Here is a 15,985-nt window from a genome sequence, read left to right as displayed (position 1 = left end):
CCCACCCACCTCGAGGACCTCGCCTGATGCAGCCCCATCCCCGCATAGACCCCGGCCTCGCCGAAGGCAACCTGCAGAGCCTGGCCGGCCATGTGGCCCGCCACTTCCACTGGCAGGTGCAGTCGGGCGTCGCCACCCTGACCCTCAGCCGGCCCGAGCGCAAGAACCCGCTCACCTTCCAGTCCTATGCCGAGCTGCGCGAGCTGTTCGGGCGCCTGCGCCATGCGCACGACGTGCACGCCGTGGTGCTCACGGGCGCCGGCGGCAACTTCTGCTCGGGCGGCGACGTGCACGAGATCATCGGCCCGCTGCTGCAGCTGGAGGCGCCCGAGCTGCTGGCCTTCACCCGGATGACGGGCGAGCTGGTGAAGGCCATGCGCGGCTGCCCGCAGCCCATCGTGGCCGCCGTGGACGGCGTCTGCGCCGGCGCGGGCGCGATCCTCGCGATGGCCTCGGACCTGCGCCTGGGTACGGCGCGCAGCAAGACGGCCTTCCTCTTCAACCGCGTCGGCCTGGCGGGCTGCGACATGGGCGCCTGCGCCATGCTGCCGCGCATCGTCGGCCAGGGGCGGGCCAGCGAACTGCTCTACACCGGCCGCTCCCTGGGCGGGGAGGAGGGCGAGCGCTGGGGCTTCTTCAACCGCCTGTGCGAGCCCGACGCGCTGCTGGGCGCGGCGCAGGCGCTGGCGGCCGAGCTGGCGGCCGGCCCGACCTTCGCCAACGGCATCACCAAGACCATGCTGCACCAGGAATGGGCCATGACGCTGGACCAGGCCATCGAGGCCGAGGCCCAGGCGCAGGCGCTGTGCATGATGACCGGCGACTTCCGGCGCGCCTACGAGGCCTTCGTGGCGCGCCAGCGGCCGAGCTTCGAGGGCCGCTGAGATGCCCACCCAACAGGGACGACCATGAACCACCAAGCCATCCTTCCGCCCGGCTGGCCGCGGCCCCGGGGCTACGCCAACGGCGTCCTGGCCCAGGGCCCGGGGCGCATGCTCTTCCTGTCCGGGATGATCGGCTGGGACGCCCAGGGCGTCTTCCAGAGCGATGATTTCGGCCAGCAGGCCCGCCAGGCGCTCGGCCATGTCGCCGATGTTCTGCGCGAGGCGGGCGGAAAGCCTGAAAATATCGTTCGGATGACCTGGTACGTGACCGACAAGCGCGAATACCTGGCCGCTGCCGCCGAGGTGGGGCGCGCCTTCCGCGAATTGATCGGGCACTACGACATCGCCATGACGGCAGTGGAGGTGCGGGCCTTGATCGAGGACCGGGCCAAGGTCGAGATCGAAGCCACGGCCATGTTGCCGGATTGATGTACTGAGAAGGATTTTTCGATGGCCGCGAAAGCCGCATTCCACTGGGACGATCCGCTGCTGCTGGACGCACAGCTCACCGACGACGAGCGCGCCGTGCGCGAAGCCGCCAGCGCCTACTGCCAGGAGCGCCTGGCCACCCGCGTGCTGGCCGCCTTCCGCGAGGAGAAGACGGATCCGTCCATCTTCCGCGAGATGGGCGAGCTGGGCCTGCTGGGCCCCACCATCCCCGAGCAGTACGGCGGCGCCGGCCTGAACTACGTCTGCTACGGCCTGATCGCCCGCGAGGTGGAGCGCGTCGATTCCGGCTATCGCTCCATGATGAGCGTTCAATCCTCCCTGGTGATGGTGCCGATCAACGAGTTCGGCAACGAGGCCACCAAGCAGAAGTACCTGCCCAAGCTGGCCACCGGCGAGTGGATCGGCTGCTTCGGCCTGACCGAGCCCAACCACGGCTCCGACCCCGCCGGCATGGTCACGCGCGCCCGCAAGGTGGACGGCGGCTACAAGCTGACCGGCAGCAAGATGTGGATCTCCAACTCGCCCATCGCCGACGTGTTCGTGGTCTGGGCCAAGGACGACGAGGGCGCGATCCGCGGCTTCGTGCTGGAGAAGGGCTGGAAGGGCCTGTCCGCGCCCAAGATTTCCGGCAAGGTGGGCCTGCGCGCCTCCATCACCGGCGAGATCGTGATGGAGGAGGTGTTCTGCCCCGAGGAAAACGCCTTCCCCGAGGTGCGCGGCCTCAAGGGCCCGTTCACCTGCCTGAACTCCGCCCGCTACGGCATCGCCTGGGGCGCGCTGGGCGCCGCCGAGGACTGCTGGCACCGGGCCCGCCAGTACGTGCTGGACCGCAAGCAGTTCGGCCGGCCCCTGGCCGCCAACCAGCTCATCCAGAAGAAGCTGGCCGACATGCAGACCGAGATCACGCTGGGCCTGCAGGGTTGCCTGCGCCTGGGCCGCATGAAGGACGAGGGCACCGCGGCGGTGGAGATCACCTCCATCATGAAGCGCAATTCCTGCGGCAAGGCGCTGGACATCGCCCGCATGGCGCGCGACATGATGGGCGGCAACGGCATCAGCGACGAGTACGGCGTGGCCCGCCACCTGGTGAACCTGGAGGTGGTGAACACCTACGAGGGCACCCACGACATCCACGCCCTGATCCTGGGGCGTGCGCAGACGGGCATTCCGGCGTTCTGAGGCGGGGCAGGGCGGGGCGCCAGCCCTGCCTGCCGCGCGGCCTGCGGCCCCCCCGGGCTCAGGCCGCGGCTTCCAGCCCGTTCCTGAAGTGTTCCTGCATGCGGCGGGCCGCCAGTTCGGCGTCCCGGTCCGCGAGCGCCGCCACGATGGCGCGGTGCTCCAGCATGGATTCCTCCATGCGGCCCGACTTCAGCAGGGAGTTGTGGCGGTTCAGCTTCATGACCTTGCGCAGGTCCTCCACCATCTGGTTGCGCCAGCGGTTGCCGGCGATCTCCAGCAGCCGCATGTGGAAGCGCTCGTTGATGGCGAAGAAGCGCTCGCGCTGGCCCGCCGCCGCCTCCAGGCTGGCGTGCAAGGCCTGCAGTTCGGCCAGTTCGCCGGGGCTGGCACGGCTCGCCACCACGCGCGCCGCGTCGCTTTCCAGCAGCGCCAGCAGGTGGTACACGTCCGCCAGGTCGCTCTCGGACACCTCGGTCACGTAGGCCCCGCGCCGCACCTTCATGGTCACCAGGCCTTCGGCCGCCAGCACCTTCAGGGCTTCGCGCAGGGGCGTGCGGCTGATCCCGAACTCCTGGGCGATCTTCACCTCGTCGATCCAGCTGCCAGGCTCCAGCTCACGCCGGAAGATGCGCTGGCGCAGCTGCTCGGCCACCTCCTCGTAGAGGGCGCGGGGGGACAGCGTGAGCGCAGAAGCCATGGGCGGATTCTAAAGTGTATGAAATTCTTTATCAATAATTATGAATGATGTAAGATCCGGGCCAACCCGCAGAGAGGGGGCAGGCGCGCAGCCTCGCCCCGCACACTGCGGAACCGCACGCAACCACAGCCCCACGCCATGAGCCACAACGCCCTCACGCCCGAGCAACTCGACGCCTGGAAGAAGGCCGCCGCCAAGACCGCCCCGGGCGGCGACCTGGCGGCGCTGAACTGGGTGACGCCCGACGGCATCACCGTGAAGCCGCTGTACACGGCCGAAGACCTGGACGGGCTGGCGAACACCAACACGTTGCCCGGCTTCGCGCCCTACCTGCGCGGCCCCCAGGCCAGCATGTACGCCTCGCGCCCCTGGACGATCCGCCAGTACGCCGGTTTCTCCACCGCCGAGGAATCCAACGCCTTCTACCGCAAGGGCCTGGCCGCCGGCGGGCAGGGCGTCTCCGTGGCCTTCGACCTGGCCACCCACCGTGGCTACGACAGCGACCACCCGCGCGTGACCGGCGACGTGGGCAAGGCGGGCGTGGCCATCGACTCGGTGGAGGACATGAAGGTGCTGTTCGACGGCATCCCGCTGGACAAGGTGTCGGTGTCCATGACCATGAACGGCGCGGTCCTGCCGGTGCTGGCGGGCTACGTGGTGGCGGCCGAGGAGCAGGGCGTTGCGCAGGACAAGCTGTCCGGGACCATCCAGAACGACATCCTCAAGGAGTTCATGGTCCGCAACACCTACATCTACCCGCCCAAGCCGAGCATGCGGATCATCGGCGACATCATCGAGTACACGGCGAAGAACATGCCGAAGTTCAACTCGATCTCGATCTCCGGCTACCACATGCAGGAGGCGGGTGCGAACCAGGCGCTGGAGCTGGCCTTCACCCTGGCCGACGGCAAGGAGTACGTGAAGACCGCGCTGGCCAAGGGCCTGGACGTGGACGAGTTCGCCGGCCGGCTCTCGTTCTTCTGGGCCATCGGCATGAACTTCTACCTGGAGGTGGCCAAGATGCGCGCCGCGCGCCTCCTGTGGCACCGCATCATGCAGGGCTTCGGCGCGAAGAACCCCAAGAGCCTGATGCTGCGCACCCACTGCCAGACCTCGGGCTGGTCGCTCACCGAGCAGGACCCCTACAACAACGTGGTGCGCACCACCATCGAGGCCATGGCCGCGGTGTTCGGCGGCACGCAGTCGCTGCACACGAACAGCTTCGACGAGGCGATCGCGCTGCCCACCGAGTTCAGCTCGCGCATCGCCCGCAACACCCAGCTCATCATCCAGGAAGAGACGCACATCACGAACGTGATCGACCCCTGGGCCGGCAGCTACATGATGGAGAAGCTGACCCAGGACATGGCCGACGCCGCCTGGAAGATCATCGAGGAGGTCGAGGCCATGGGCGGCATGGTGCGCGCCGTCGACTCGGGCTGGGCCAAGCTGAAGATCGAGGCGGCCGCGGCCGAGAAGCAGGCCCGCATCGACTCCGGCAAGGACGTGATCGTGGGCGTCAACAAGTACCGCCTGGCCAAGGAAGACCCGGTGGACATCCTCGCCATCGACAACATGAAGGTGCGCGACCAGCAGATCGCGCGCCTGCAGAAGATCCGCGCCACGCGCGACGCGGCGGCGGTTCAGAAGGCGCTCGATGCCCTCACGGCCGCGGCCGAATCCGGCCAGGGCAACCTGCTGGACCTGTCCATCCAGGCCGTGCGCTTGCGCGCGACCGTGGGCGAGGTCTCCGACGCGCTGGAGAAAGTCTTCGGGCGCCACCGCGCCGACACACAGAAGGTGACCGGCGTGTACGCAGCAGCCTATGACTCGGCCGAAGGCTGGGAGAAGCTCCAGGGCGAGATCGAGCAGTTCGCCCGCGACCAGGGGCGCCGTCCGCGCGTGATGATCGCCAAGCTCGGCCAGGACGGGCACGACCGGGGCGCCAAGGTCGTGGCCACGGCCTATGCCGACCTGGGCTTCGACGTCGACATGGGTCCGCTGTTCCAGACGCCCGAGGAGTGCGCCCGCCAGGCCATCGAGAACGACGTGCACGCCGTCGGCGTCTCCACCCTCGCAGCCGGCCACAAGACCCTGGTGCCCGCCATCATCGAGGAGCTGAAGAAGCAGGGCGGCGGCGACATCATCGTCTTCGTCGGCGGGGTCATCCCGCAACAGGACTACGAGTTCCTCTACGAGGCCGGCGTGAAGGGCATCTACGGCCCCGGCACGCCCATCCCCGCGAGCGCGAAGGACGTGCTCGAGCAGATCCGCAAGGCCCAGCAAGGCTGATCCGTGGCTGGGACCTTGCGACCCGAAGCGCTGGCGCCAGAGCCCGGTCCGGCGGGTCGGCCCGCGGCGACGGGGGCCGAACCCGGTTCACTGGCGGCGCACATCCTGGGCGAGCCGGGCCCGGCGCAGCGCCGCGCCGTGGCCAAGGCCATCACGCTGGTGGAGTCCACGCGGGCCGACCACCGCGCGCAGGCCGATGCGCTGCTGACGCAGCTGCTGCCGCACACCGGGCGCTCGTTCCGGCTCGGCATCTCGGGCGTGCCCGGCGTGGGCAAGAGCACCTTCATCGAGGCGCTGGGGCTGTTCCTGATCGCGCAGGGCCACCGCGTCGCCGTGCTGGCGGTGGACCCGTCCTCCACGGTGTCGGGCGGCTCCATCCTGGGCGACAAGACCCGCATGGAGCAGCTGTCGGTGCACGAACGCGCCTACATACGCCCCAGCCCCTCGGCCGGCAACCTGGGCGGCGTCGCCGAAAAGACGCGCGAGGCCCTGCTGCTGTGCGAGGCGGCCGGCCACGACGTGGTGATCGTCGAGACCGTGGGCGTGGGCCAGAGCGAGACCGCCGTGGCCGGCATGACCGACATGTTCGTGCTCATGCAACTGCCCAATGCCGGCGACGACCTGCAGGCGATCAAGAAGGGCGTGATGGAGCTGGCCGACCTGGTCCTCATCAACAAGGTCGACATCGACGCCGACGCGGCCACCCGCGCCCAGGCCCAGATCACGAGCGCGCTGCGCCTGTTCACCCAGCACGGCCGTGGCCAGCCCGGCGAGGCCGTCTGGCGGCCGCAGGTGCTCACGCTGAGCGCCCTGCAGGGCCAGGGCCTGCAGGCCTTCTGGGACACGGTGGCCAGCTTCCGCGCCAGCCAGGAGGCCAGCGGCCGCCTGCAGTCGCGGCGCCGCCAGCAGTCCCTGGCCTGGATGTGGGAACGCATCGAGTCGGGCCTGCGCCATGAATTCCGCGAGCAGCCCGCCGTGCGCGCGCTGCTGCCCCAGCTGAGCGAGGCGGTGGCGGCGGGCCGCCTGCCCGCGTCGACCGCGGCGCGCCAGTTGCTGGCCGCGCGCCACACCCCGCTTTCCCAGGAGCCCGGCCCGGCGGCCGGGTGAGCTTCCCCCAGTTTCCGGAGAACGACATGCACGACATCCTCGAACAACTTGAAAAGAAGCGCGCCGCGGCGCGCGCCGGCGGCGGCGCCAAGCGCATCGCCGCCCAGCACGCCAAGGGCAAGCTCACGGCCCGCGAACGCCTGGAGCTGCTGCTGGACGAGGGCACCTTCGAGGAATGGGACATGTTCGTCGAGCACCGCTGCGCGGACTTCGGCATGCAGGACAACAAGATCCCCGGCGACGGCGTGGTCACCGGCTACGGCATGATCAACGGCCGCCTGGTGTTCGTCTTCAGCCAGGACTTCACCGTGTTTGGCGGCGCGCTGTCGGAGGCGCATGCCGAGAAGATCTGCAAGGTGATGGACCAGGCCATGAAGGTGGGCGCACCGGTGATCGGCCTGAACGACTCCGGCGGCGCGCGCATCCAGGAGGGCGTTGCCTCCCTGGGCGGCTATGCCGACGTGTTCCAGCGCAACGTGATGGCTTCGGGCGTGGTGCCGCAGATCAGCATGATCATGGGCCCCTGCGCCGGTGGCGCGGTGTACTCGCCGGCCATGACCGACTTCATCTTAATGGTCAAGGACAGCTCCTACATGTTCGTGACCGGGCCGGAAGTGGTGAAGACCGTGACGCACGAGGAGGTCACGGCCGAGGAACTGGGCGGCGCCGGCACCCACACCAGCAAGAGCGGCGTGGCCGACCTGGCCTTCGAGAACGACGTGGAGGCGCTGCTGATGCTGCGCCGCCTGTACAACTACCTGCCGCTGAACAACCGCGAGAAGCCGCCGGTGCGGCCCAGCAACGACCCGGCGGACCGCATGGACCTGTCGCTGGACACGCTGGTGCCCGACAACGCCAACAAGCCCTACGACATGAAGGAGCTGATCGCCAAGACCGTGGACGACGGCGACTTCTTCGAGCTGCAGCCCGAGTACGCCAAGAACATCATCATCGGCTTCGCCCGCATGGAAGGCCAGACGGTGGGCATCGTGGCCAACCAGCCGCTGGTGCTGGCCGGCTGCCTGGACATCAAGAGCTCGATCAAGGCGGCGCGCTTCGTGCGTTTCTGCGATGCCTTCAACATCCCGGTGCTCACCTTCGTCGACGTGCCGGGCTTCATGCCGGGCACCAGCCAGGAATACGGCGGCATCATCAAGCACGGCGCCAAGCTGCTGTACGCCTATGCCGAGTGCACGGTGCCCAAGATCACCGTGATCACGCGCAAGGCCTACGGCGGCGCCTACGACGTGATGAGCTCCAAGCACCTGCGCGGCGACGTGAACTTCGCCTGGCCCAACGCCGAGATCGCGGTGATGGGCGCCAAGGGCGCGGTGGAGATCATCTTCCGCGAAGACAAGAACGACCCGGTCAAGCTCGCGGCGCGCGAGGCCGAGTACAAGGCCCGCTTCGCCAACCCCTTCGTGGCCGGCGCGCGCGGCTTCATCGACGACGTGATCCAGCCGCACGAGACGCGCAAGCGCATCTGCCGGTCGCTGATCATGCTGCGCGACAAAAAACTGGAAAACCCGTGGCGCAAGCACGGCAACATCCCCCTCTGACCGGCGCGGAGCACAAGAACATGTTCAAGAAAATCCTCATTGCGAACCGCGGCGAGATCGCCTGCCGCGTGATCGTGACCGCCCGCAAGATGGGCATCAAGACGGTGGCCGTGTATTCCGACGCGGACAAGGACGCCCGCCACGTGGAGCTGGCCGACGAGGCGGTGCACATCGGCGCCGCGCCCTCGCGCGAGTCCTACCTGCTGGCCGACAAGATCATCGCCGCCTGCAAGCAGACCGGCGCCGAGGCCGTGCACCCGGGCTACGGCTTCCTGTCCGAGAACGAGGGCTTCGCCAAGCGCGTCGAGGAGGAGGGCATCGCCTTCATCGGGCCCAAGCACTACTCCATCGCCGCCATGGGCGACAAGATCGCCTCCAAGAAACTGGCCAAGGAAGCGAACGTCAACACCATCCCGGGCTGGAACGATGCGATTGAGACCGCCGAGCAGGCCGTCTCCATCGCCCGTGACATCGGCTACCCGGTGATGATCAAGGCCTCGGCCGGGGGCGGCGGCAAGGGCCTGCGCGTGGCCTTCAACGACAAGGAAGCCTTCGAGGGCTTCACCTCCTGCCGCAACGAAGCGCGCAACAGCTTCGGCGACGACCGCGTGTTCATCGAAAAGTTCGTCGAGGAGCCGCGCCACATCGAGATCCAGGTGCTGGGCGATTCCCAGGGCAACGTGATCTACCTGAACGAGCGCGAGTGCTCCATCCAGCGCCGCCACCAGAAGGTGATCGAGGAGGCCCCGTCGCCCTTCATCAGCGACGCCACCCGCAAGGCCATGGGCGAGCAGGCCGTGGCCCTGGCCAAGGCCGTGAAGTACCAGAGCGCGGGCACGGTGGAGTTCGTGGTCGGCAAGGACCAGAGCTTCTACTTCCTGGAGATGAACACCCGCCTTCAGGTGGAGCACCCGGTGACCGAGTGCATCACCGGCCTGGACCTGGTGGAGCTCATGATCCGCGTCGCCGCGGGCGAGACGCTGCCCCTCACCCAGGCCGACGTGAAGCGCAATGGCTGGGCCATGGAGTGCCGGATCAACGCGGAAGACCCCTTCCGCAACTTCCTGCCTTCCACCGGGCGCCTGGTGCGCTTCCAGCCCCCGCGCGAGACCATGTGGGCGTCGGACACCGAACACCTGTATGGCGTGCGTGTGGACACCGGCGTGCAGGACGGCGGCGAGATCCCCATGTACTACGACTCGATGATCGCCAAGCTCATCGTGCACGGCAAGGACCGGCATGAGGCGATCGCCAAGATGCGCGAAGCGCTGAACGGCTTCGTGATCCGCGGCATCTCCAGCAACATCCCCTTCCAGGCGGCGCTGCTGGCGCACCCGAAGTTCGTCGCCGGCGACTTCAACACCGGCTTCATCGCCGAGCACTACGGCAAGGGCTTCAACGCCGCCGACGTGCCGCACGACGACCCGGACTTCCTGGTGGCCCTGGCTGCCTACGTCAACCGCCGCGCCCTGCAGCGTGCGAGCGGCATCAGCGGCCAGCTCCCGGGACATGAGTTCGAGGTCGGCGAAGACTATGTCGCCGTCCTCCTGGACGAGGGCGGCGAGCACCGGCGCCAGAGCGTCATCGTGCGCGACTTCAACGCCCACGAGGGCAGCAGCGTGGTGGAGACGGGCGGCAAGCGCTACGAAATCTGTAGCAGCTGGCACCTGGGCGCCGCCCGCATCCGCGGCCAGGTGAACGGCCAGCCCTTCACCGCCCAGGTGGACCGCGTGGCGGGCAAGAACCCGCTGGCGCGCCGGGTGGTGCACAACGGGACGCGGCTCGATGCCCTGATCCTCAGCCCGCGTGCCGCCGAGCTGCATGCGCTCATGCCCTACAAGGCGCCGCCGGACATGAGCCGCTACGTGCTCTCGCCCATGCCGGGCCTGCTGGTGGACGTGGCCGTGCAGCCGGGCCAGAAGGTGCAGGCGGGCGAGCGCGTGGCCGTGATCGAGGCCATGAAGATGGAGAACGTGCTCTTCGCCGCGGCGGACGGCGTGGTCGGCAAGGTCCTCGCTTCGAAGGGCGAGAGCCTGGCGGTCGACCAGCCCATCGTTGAATTTGAATAACCCCCCCGAAGCGCCTTACGGCGCCTCCCCCTAAGGGGGCGCCACCAGCGGCCCGGCAGAGCCGGTTCCGCGGTGGCCCTGGACTGGAGGCCGCGCTTCACGCGCTGTAGGAATGACATGATCAATCGACCCTTCAAGGTGCTGGGCATCCAGCAGATCGCCATCGGCGGACCCGACAAGCTGCGCCTGCGCAAGCTGTGGGTGGACATGTTCGGGCTGGAGGTGACCGGCACCTTCAAGAGCGAACGCGAGAACGTGGACGAGGACATCTGCGCCATCGGCAGCGGCCCGTTCAAGGTCGAGGTCGACCTGATGCAGCCGCTGGACCCGGACAAGAAGCCGGCCGTGCACGCGACGCCCCTGAACCACGTGGGCCTGTGGATCGATGACCTCCCGGTGGCCGTGGAATGGCTCAGCGCCCAGGGCGTGCGTTTCGCGCCCGGTGGCATCCGGCGCGGCGCGGCGGGCTTCGACATCTGCTTCGTCCACCCCAAGGGCAGCGAGGAGCTGCCGGTGGGCGGGGAGGGCGTTCTGATCGAACTGGTGCAGGCGCCGCCAGAGGTCGTGAAGGCCTTTGCCGCCCTGGCCGCCAGCGCCGGCTGAGGCCGCGGCTTGACGGGCATCAAGCCCGGCCGCGTGCACGCGGCGCCGAATCGCGGCAGGATGGCCCCCTGCGATGTTCGAATCCGCTGAAATCGGCCACAAGGTCTCCAGGAAGGACTACAAGGCGCGCGAGCCTGCCTTGCGCTCGGCCCTGCTCCAGGCCCAGTACCAGCTGCTGGCCCAGGCCCGTTCGCCGGTGATCATCCTGGTCAACGGGGTGGACGGCGCCGGCAAGGGCGAGACGGTCAACCTGCTCAACGAGTGGATGGACCCGCGCCACATCCGCACCGAGGCCTTCGGCGCCGTCGGCGGCGTGGAGGCGCAGCGGCCGGAGATGCATCGCTTCTGGCACGTGATGCCGGCCAAGGGCCGCATCGGCATCCTCTTCGGCTCCTGGTACACCGACCCCATCCTCGCCCACGTCATGGGCCACGAGCGCAAGGCCCGCTTCGCCCAGCGGCTGGAGCGCATCCGCCAGTTCGAGCGCATGCTGGCGGCCGAAGGCACGGTGTTGGTGAAGCTGTGGTTTCACCTGTCCAAGAAGGCGGTGCGGCAGCGCTTCCGCGCGTTGGAGAAGGACCCCCGCAACGCCTGGCGCGTCACCGCCGACGACTGGGAGCGGCACAAGCACTACGACGAGTTCGTGGCCGTCGCCGAGAAGGCGCTGCGCAAGACCAGCACGGGCGAGGCGCCCTGGCAGGTGATCGAGGGCGCGGACCCGGCGTACCGCGCACTCACCGCGGGCGGGATCCTGCTGGACGCCCTGCAGGGCGTGGTGAAGCCGGTGCGCCCCGCAGCGCCCCCTGCCGCAGTCCCGCCGCCCCGTCCGCCCATCGATGGGCGCACGCTGCTGGCCTCCTTCGACTACACGCGCCGCCTGGAGCGCAGGACCTATGAGCGCAAGCTGGAGGACCTGCAGTTCCGCCTGGCCACCCTGAGCCGCGATCCGCGCTTCCACCAGCGCTCGCTGGTGCTGGTGTTCGAGGGCATGGACGCCGGCGGCAAGGGCAGCACCATACGCCGCCTGACCGGCGCGCTGGACGCGCGCCACTACCGTGTCATTCCGGTCGCGGCGCCCAGCGACGAGGAGCGTGCCCAGCCCTACCTGTGGCGCTTCTGGCGGCACGTGCCCCACCGCGGCCACACCGCCCTGTTCGACCGCTCCTGGTACGGCCGGGTGCTGGTGGAGCGGGTCGAGGGCCTGTGCACCGAGGCCGACTGGATGCGGGCCTACGACGAGATCAACGCCTTCGAGGAACAACTGGCCGAGGCGGGTGCGATGGTGCTCAAGTTCTGGCTGGCCATCACGCCCGACGAGCAGCTGCGCCGCTTCGAGGCGCGCAAGGAAACGCCCTTCAAGCAGTTCAAGATCACCGAGGACGACTGGCGCAACCGCAAGAAATGGCCCCTCTACGAGGTGGCGGCGGGCGACATGCTGGAGCGCACCTCGACCGACGTGGCGCCCTGGCATGTGGTGGCGACGGACGACAAGCTCCTGGCCCGCATCGAGGTGCTTACGCGGGTGTGCGAGCGCATCGAAAAGGCCCTGGCGGGCTGAATGCGCGGGCTTGCAGGCCCTTTTCCGGCCTTAAGAAGCGGCCATCCGGCCCGAAACTCCAGTCACACGCTGACGAAATGGAGGCTGGAACCATGGCAACGAGACACGACGCGATCCATGCGGCCGACGAGGACCTGCAGGCCTTCGAGCTGCGCATGGCGCAGGACGGGCTGTGCATCAGCCGCACCTTCATGCTGTTCGACCGCCGCTACGCCCTGGAGCAACTGCGCCTGGCCCACACCTCGGCCGACGACGCCCTGCGTGAGCTGGCCATGCGCATCTTCCGGCGGCTGGAATTGCAGCGGGCCCTGCGTCCCGCGCCGCGGCACGAGCCCGCGCTGGGCTGAGCCTGCCCGTGCTCAGCCCTTGGCCGCGCGCCGCTCGCGGGCGCGGGCCAGGGCGGCCTCGATCACCGAACGCTTGCGCTCGGCCTCCACGCCGGTGGCGCTGTGCGTGAGCGCCTCCAGGCCGGCGAGCGTCTCACGGGCCTTGGCCTCCAGGCGCTCGGCCTGCTCCCTGGCCTCGCGTTCCAGGCGCAGGGTACGGAATTCGTAGCGTGACAGCGCACCGGCGGCCTCTGCGGCCGACCAGGCCTGCCAGCCCGTGCGTTCACCGGTCACGTTCTCCAGCGAGATGCAGTCCACCGGGCACACCGGGATGCAGAGCTCGCAGCCCGTGCAGTGGGGTTCCACCACGGTGTGCATGCGCTTGTGGGTGCCCAGGATGGCGTCGGTGGGGCAGGCGTCCAGGCACAGCGTGCAGCCTATGCACCAGGCCTCGTCGATCACCGCGACGCTGCGCGGGCCCTCCACGCCGAAGGCCGGGTCCAGCGCCTGCACCGGCTGGCCGGTGGCCGCCGCCAGCCGTGCGACGCCTTCAGCGCCGCCGGGCGGGCATTGGTTGATGCCGGCTTCGCCCGCGGCGATGGCCTGCGCGTAACCGGCGCAGTCCGGCCAGCCGCAGCGCGTGCATTGCGTCTGCGGCAGCAGGGCGTGGATGCGGCGCGCCTCGGGGCTCAAGCGCGCTTGCGGGCCTTCGTGGTGGCGCTGGCCGCGCGCGTGGACTTGCGGGCCGCCGCACTCGTGGCCGCACGGCCGCGCGCCCGGGGCCTGGGCTCGGCGTCCTGTTCGTTGAACTGCAGGATGAAGTCGCGCACCTGGGGGTACACGACCTCGCGCCAGCGGCGGCCGCTGAAGATGCCGTAATGGCCCGCACCCTTCACCTCCAGGTGCTTCTGGTGGTCCTTGGGAATGCCCTGGCACAGGCCGTGGGCCGCCTCGGTCTGCCCGGCGCCGGAGATGTCGTCCAGCTCGCCTTCCACCGTGAAGTGGGCGGTGGTGGTGATGTCCTGCGGCCGCACCAGTTCCGGCTCGCCGTCCTCGTTGCGGACCTCCCAGGTGCCGTGCACCAGGGCGAATTCCTGGAACACCGTGCTGATGGTCTCGAGGTAGTAGTCGGCGTCCATGTCCAGGACGGCGTTGTACTCGTCGTAGAACTTGCGGTGCGCCTCGGCGCTGGCGTCGTCGCCCGCGATCAGGTGCTTGAAGTAGTCGTAGTGGCTGGACAGGTGGCGGTCCGGGTTCATGGCCACGAACCCCGTGTGCTGCAGGAAGCCCGGGTACACGCGGCGGCCGGCGCCCGGGAAGTTGGGCGGCACCCGGTAGATGACGTTGTTCTCGAACCAGGAGAAGCTCTTGTTCATCGCCAGGTTGTTCACCGCCGTGGGCGACTTGCGGGCGTCGATGGGGCCGCCCATCATGGTCATGGTCAGCGGGGTCTTCTCGCCGCGCGAGGCCATCAGCGAGATGGCGGCCAGCACCGGGACCGTGGGCTGGCAGACGCTGATCACGTGGCAGTTGCCGTAGGTGCCCTGCAGGTGGCGGATGAACGACTGCACGTAGTTGACGTAGTCGTCCAGGTGGAACTCGCCCTGTTCCAGCGGCACGTCGCGCGCGTTCTTCCAGTCGGTGATGTAGACCTTGTGGTCCTTGAGCATGGTGCGCACGGTGTCGCGCAGCAGGGTGGCGTAGTGGCCGGACAGCGGTGCCACGATCAGCACCGCCGGCTGGCCCTTGAGGCGGGTCAGGGTGGCCGGGTCGTCGGTGAAGCGCTTGAACCGGCGCAGCTCGCAGAAGGGCTTGTCCAGCTCCACGCGTTCGTGGATGGCGACTTCCACGCCCTCCACGTCTACGGTACGGATGCCGAACTCGGGCTTCTCGTAGTCCTTCCAGAGCCGGTACATCAGGTCGTACCCGGCCGCGGTGCGCTGGGCCAGGGGAGACTGCCCGAAGGGCGACAGCGGGTTGCCATAGAGCTTGGAGGCCGCCTGGGCGAAGTCCGCGAAGGGCTCCATGAAGGACCGCTGGGTCTCGAAAAGTTGGTAGAGCATCTGGTGTCCCGTATGTTGCAATGCAATATACAGCGATCCGGCCTCGCCGGATGCGCGGAAAACTACTGACAAAGAGGGGGGTTTAGCGCGAGCTGGGCCAGAATGCTCACGCAACCGCAGGAACCAATCATGAATCGGCGAAGTTTCATGGCGCTGACGGCGCTCGCCGCATCTGGAGGGGGGATGATGGACGACCTTGCGCAGGCCGCGGGCCTGGCCACCCTGGCCTCGCTCAGGCCCAGCCCCCGGATGCCTGTGCTGTTCATCGGCCACGGCAGCCCGATGAACGCCGTGGGCGACAACCGCTGGCGGCGCGGCTGGCAGGCCCTGGGCGCCGAATTCGGCCACGGCCTGCCCCAGCCGCAGCTGATCCTGTGCATCTCCTCGCACTGGATCACCCGCGGCTGGTGGCTGACCGGCATGGCCGCCCCGAAGACGATCCACGATTTCGGGGGCTTCCCACAGGCGCTGTTCGACCAGCAGTACCCGGCCCCGGGCGCGCCGGCCTTCGCCCACGAACTGAGCCGCTCCGTGTTCCAGCCCCAGCTGCAGGTCGACGAGGGCCAGTGGGGGCTGGACCACGGCACCTGGTCCGTGCTCAAGCCCATGTTTCCGCAGGCGCGCATCCCGGTGGTCCAGCTGAGCATCGACTACGACAAGGCGCCGGCCGAGCACTTCGCCCTGGGCCGCCTGCTCAAGCCCCTGCGCGAGCGGGGCGTGCTGATCGTGGGCAGCGGAAACATCGTCCACAACCTCGCCCAGGTCCGGCGCGAGGTGCCCGACGGCCAGGCCTACGACTGGGCCGTGGACTTCGACCAGCAGGTCAAGGCCCGGGTGGACAAGGGCGACCTGGCCGGCCTGCGCGACTTCCAGGCCTGGGGACCGTCCGCGCGGCAGGCCCAGCCCACGCACGACCATTACCTGCCGCTGCTGCACGCCGCGGGTGCGGTGGATCCCGGGGAGCGGGTGCGCTACCTCAACGACAGCTTCCAGCTGGCCTCGCTGTCCATGCGCAGCATGGTGTGGCACGGGGCTTGAGGTCGCTTCTCTGGCGCCAGGGTCCAGGCCTGTCGGCGTCTGAACCGGGCGCACGGACGGTCTTACTCGCCCGGACCGTGACGGGCGGGGCCCATTCCGCTCATGTCCCCCGCCGTGCCGCGCGCGGCACGGCTCCTCCTTGACTTCGCTGCATGGGCCC

Annotated in this window: 14 protein-coding genes; 11 read left to right on the top strand and 3 right to left on the bottom strand. The window is 69.0% G+C overall.

Going from position 1 to position 15,985, the window contains the following annotated elements; all coding sequences use genetic code 11:
- The first annotated feature begins 26 nt into the window (after positions 1 to 26).
- The 3 genes from IM725_RS11275 to IM725_RS11265 are packed head-to-tail and all read left to right on the top strand — an operon-like array spanning position 27 to position 2,513.
- Positions 27 to 884, top strand: coding sequence for an enoyl-CoA hydratase family protein (locus tag IM725_RS11275; RefSeq protein ID WP_193780688.1), 858 nt, complete (start codon positions 27 to 29; stop codon positions 882 to 884).
- A gap of 24 nt (positions 885 to 908) precedes the next feature.
- Positions 909 to 1,313 (top strand): RidA family protein, encoded by a 405-nt coding sequence (locus IM725_RS11270; protein WP_193780687.1) that lies wholly within the window; start codon positions 909 to 911, stop codon positions 1,311 to 1,313.
- 21 nt (positions 1,314 to 1,334) lie between these two features.
- Entirely contained in the window at positions 1,335 to 2,513 is a 1,179-nt protein-coding gene (locus IM725_RS11265; RefSeq protein WP_193780686.1) for an acyl-CoA dehydrogenase, read from the top strand.
- Positions 2,514 to 2,571: 58 nt separating this feature from the next.
- On the opposite strand, the gene IM725_RS11260 is transcribed toward IM725_RS11265, so the two are convergent.
- On the bottom strand, positions 2,572 to 3,210 hold the full coding sequence (locus IM725_RS11260; protein ID WP_193780685.1) for a GntR family transcriptional regulator: 639 nt from the start codon (positions 3,208 to 3,210) through the stop codon (positions 2,572 to 2,574).
- Positions 3,211 to 3,348: 138 nt separating this feature from the next.
- Here IM725_RS11260 and scpA point away from each other — a divergent pair, with 138 nt between their 5' ends.
- The 7 genes from scpA (at position 3,349) to IM725_RS11225 (ending at position 12,745) form a co-directional block, all read left to right on the top strand.
- The gene (gene scpA / locus IM725_RS11255; RefSeq protein WP_193780684.1) at positions 3,349 to 5,502 is read left to right on the top strand and encodes a methylmalonyl-CoA mutase; all 2,154 of its coding nucleotides are present in this window, start codon (positions 3,349 to 3,351) and stop codon (positions 5,500 to 5,502) included.
- A 90-nt stretch (positions 5,503 to 5,592) separates the two neighbouring features.
- Positions 5,593 to 6,609, top strand: coding sequence for a methylmalonyl Co-A mutase-associated GTPase MeaB (meaB, locus tag IM725_RS11250; protein WP_193780693.1), 1,017 nt, complete (start codon positions 5,593 to 5,595; stop codon positions 6,607 to 6,609).
- Positions 6,610 to 6,635: 26 nt separating this feature from the next.
- Positions 6,636 to 8,168, top strand: a complete 1,533-nt coding sequence (locus tag IM725_RS11245) for an acyl-CoA carboxylase subunit beta (RefSeq protein WP_193780683.1) — start codon at positions 6,636 to 6,638, stop codon at positions 8,166 to 8,168.
- A gap of 20 nt (positions 8,169 to 8,188) precedes the next feature.
- Positions 8,189 to 10,237 (top strand): acetyl-CoA carboxylase biotin carboxylase subunit, encoded by a 2,049-nt coding sequence (locus tag IM725_RS11240; RefSeq protein WP_193780682.1) that lies wholly within the window; start codon positions 8,189 to 8,191, stop codon positions 10,235 to 10,237.
- A 117-nt stretch (positions 10,238 to 10,354) separates the two neighbouring features.
- Positions 10,355 to 10,840, top strand: a complete 486-nt coding sequence (locus IM725_RS11235) for a VOC family protein (protein ID WP_193780681.1) — start codon at positions 10,355 to 10,357, stop codon at positions 10,838 to 10,840.
- Positions 10,841 to 10,913: 73 nt separating this feature from the next.
- Complete coding sequence (gene pap, locus IM725_RS11230; protein WP_193780680.1) at positions 10,914 to 12,398, top strand: polyphosphate:AMP phosphotransferase; 1,485 nt, start codon at positions 10,914 to 10,916, stop codon at positions 12,396 to 12,398.
- A gap of 92 nt (positions 12,399 to 12,490) precedes the next feature.
- Positions 12,491 to 12,745 carry a hypothetical protein gene (locus tag IM725_RS11225; protein ID WP_193780679.1) on the top strand — a complete coding sequence of 85 codons (255 nt, stop codon included), beginning with the start codon at positions 12,491 to 12,493 and terminating at the stop codon, positions 12,743 to 12,745.
- Between the two features lie 12 nt (positions 12,746 to 12,757).
- Here IM725_RS11225 and rsxB read toward each other — a convergent pair whose 3' ends face one another.
- Positions 12,758 to 13,417 carry an electron transport complex subunit RsxB gene (gene rsxB / locus IM725_RS11220; RefSeq protein ID WP_193780678.1) on the bottom strand — a complete coding sequence of 220 codons (660 nt, stop codon included), beginning with the start codon at positions 13,415 to 13,417 and terminating at the stop codon, positions 12,758 to 12,760.
- Positions 13,414 to 14,787, bottom strand: coding sequence for a polyhydroxyalkanoate depolymerase (locus tag IM725_RS11215; RefSeq protein ID WP_193780677.1), 1,374 nt, complete (start codon positions 14,785 to 14,787; stop codon positions 13,414 to 13,416). The genes rsxB and IM725_RS11215 overlap by 4 nt, the downstream gene beginning before the upstream one ends.
- Positions 14,788 to 14,973: 186 nt before the next feature.
- On the opposite strand from IM725_RS11215, the gene ygiD reads away from it, so the two are divergent.
- Entirely contained in the window at positions 14,974 to 15,825 is an 852-nt protein-coding gene (gene ygiD / locus IM725_RS11210) for a 4,5-DOPA-extradiol-dioxygenase (protein ID WP_193780692.1), read from the top strand.
- Positions 15,826 to 15,985: the final 160 nt, after the last annotated feature.

The sequence above is a fragment of the Ramlibacter aquaticus genome, assembly GCF_015159745.1.
Classification (GTDB): domain Bacteria; phylum Pseudomonadota; class Gammaproteobacteria; order Burkholderiales; family Burkholderiaceae_C; genus Ramlibacter; species Ramlibacter aquaticus.
The sequence above is the reverse complement of the archived record's forward strand: the minus strand, read 5'-3'. Positions and strand labels throughout refer to the sequence as shown.

What these genes read in the sequence shown, in the direction of transcription:
- pap (WP_193780680.1), top strand. Translation starts at nt 10,914, where the DNA reads ATGTTCGAATCCGCTGAAATCGGCCACAAGGTCTCCAGGAAGGACTAC.
- IM725_RS11215 (WP_193780677.1), bottom strand. Translation starts at nt 14,787, where the DNA reads ATGCTCTACCAACTTTTCGAGACCCAGCGGTCCTTCATGGAGCCCTTC.
- IM725_RS11275 (WP_193780688.1), top strand. Translation starts at nt 27, where the DNA reads ATGCAGCCCCATCCCCGCATAGACCCCGGCCTCGCCGAAGGCAACCTG.
- scpA (WP_193780684.1), top strand. Translation starts at nt 3,349, where the DNA reads ATGAGCCACAACGCCCTCACGCCCGAGCAACTCGACGCCTGGAAGAAG.
- IM725_RS11235 (WP_193780681.1), top strand. Translation starts at nt 10,355, where the DNA reads ATGATCAATCGACCCTTCAAGGTGCTGGGCATCCAGCAGATCGCCATC.
- IM725_RS11240 (WP_193780682.1), top strand. Translation starts at nt 8,189, where the DNA reads ATGTTCAAGAAAATCCTCATTGCGAACCGCGGCGAGATCGCCTGCCGC.
- IM725_RS11245 (WP_193780683.1), top strand. Translation starts at nt 6,636, where the DNA reads ATGCACGACATCCTCGAACAACTTGAAAAGAAGCGCGCCGCGGCGCGC.
- IM725_RS11270 (WP_193780687.1), top strand. Translation starts at nt 909, where the DNA reads ATGAACCACCAAGCCATCCTTCCGCCCGGCTGGCCGCGGCCCCGGGGC.
- IM725_RS11265 (WP_193780686.1), top strand. Translation starts at nt 1,335, where the DNA reads ATGGCCGCGAAAGCCGCATTCCACTGGGACGATCCGCTGCTGCTGGAC.
- IM725_RS11260 (WP_193780685.1), bottom strand. Translation starts at nt 3,210, where the DNA reads ATGGCTTCTGCGCTCACGCTGTCCCCCCGCGCCCTCTACGAGGAGGTG.
- IM725_RS11225 (WP_193780679.1), top strand. Translation starts at nt 12,491, where the DNA reads ATGGCAACGAGACACGACGCGATCCATGCGGCCGACGAGGACCTGCAG.
- ygiD (WP_193780692.1), top strand. Translation starts at nt 14,974, where the DNA reads ATGGACGACCTTGCGCAGGCCGCGGGCCTGGCCACCCTGGCCTCGCTC.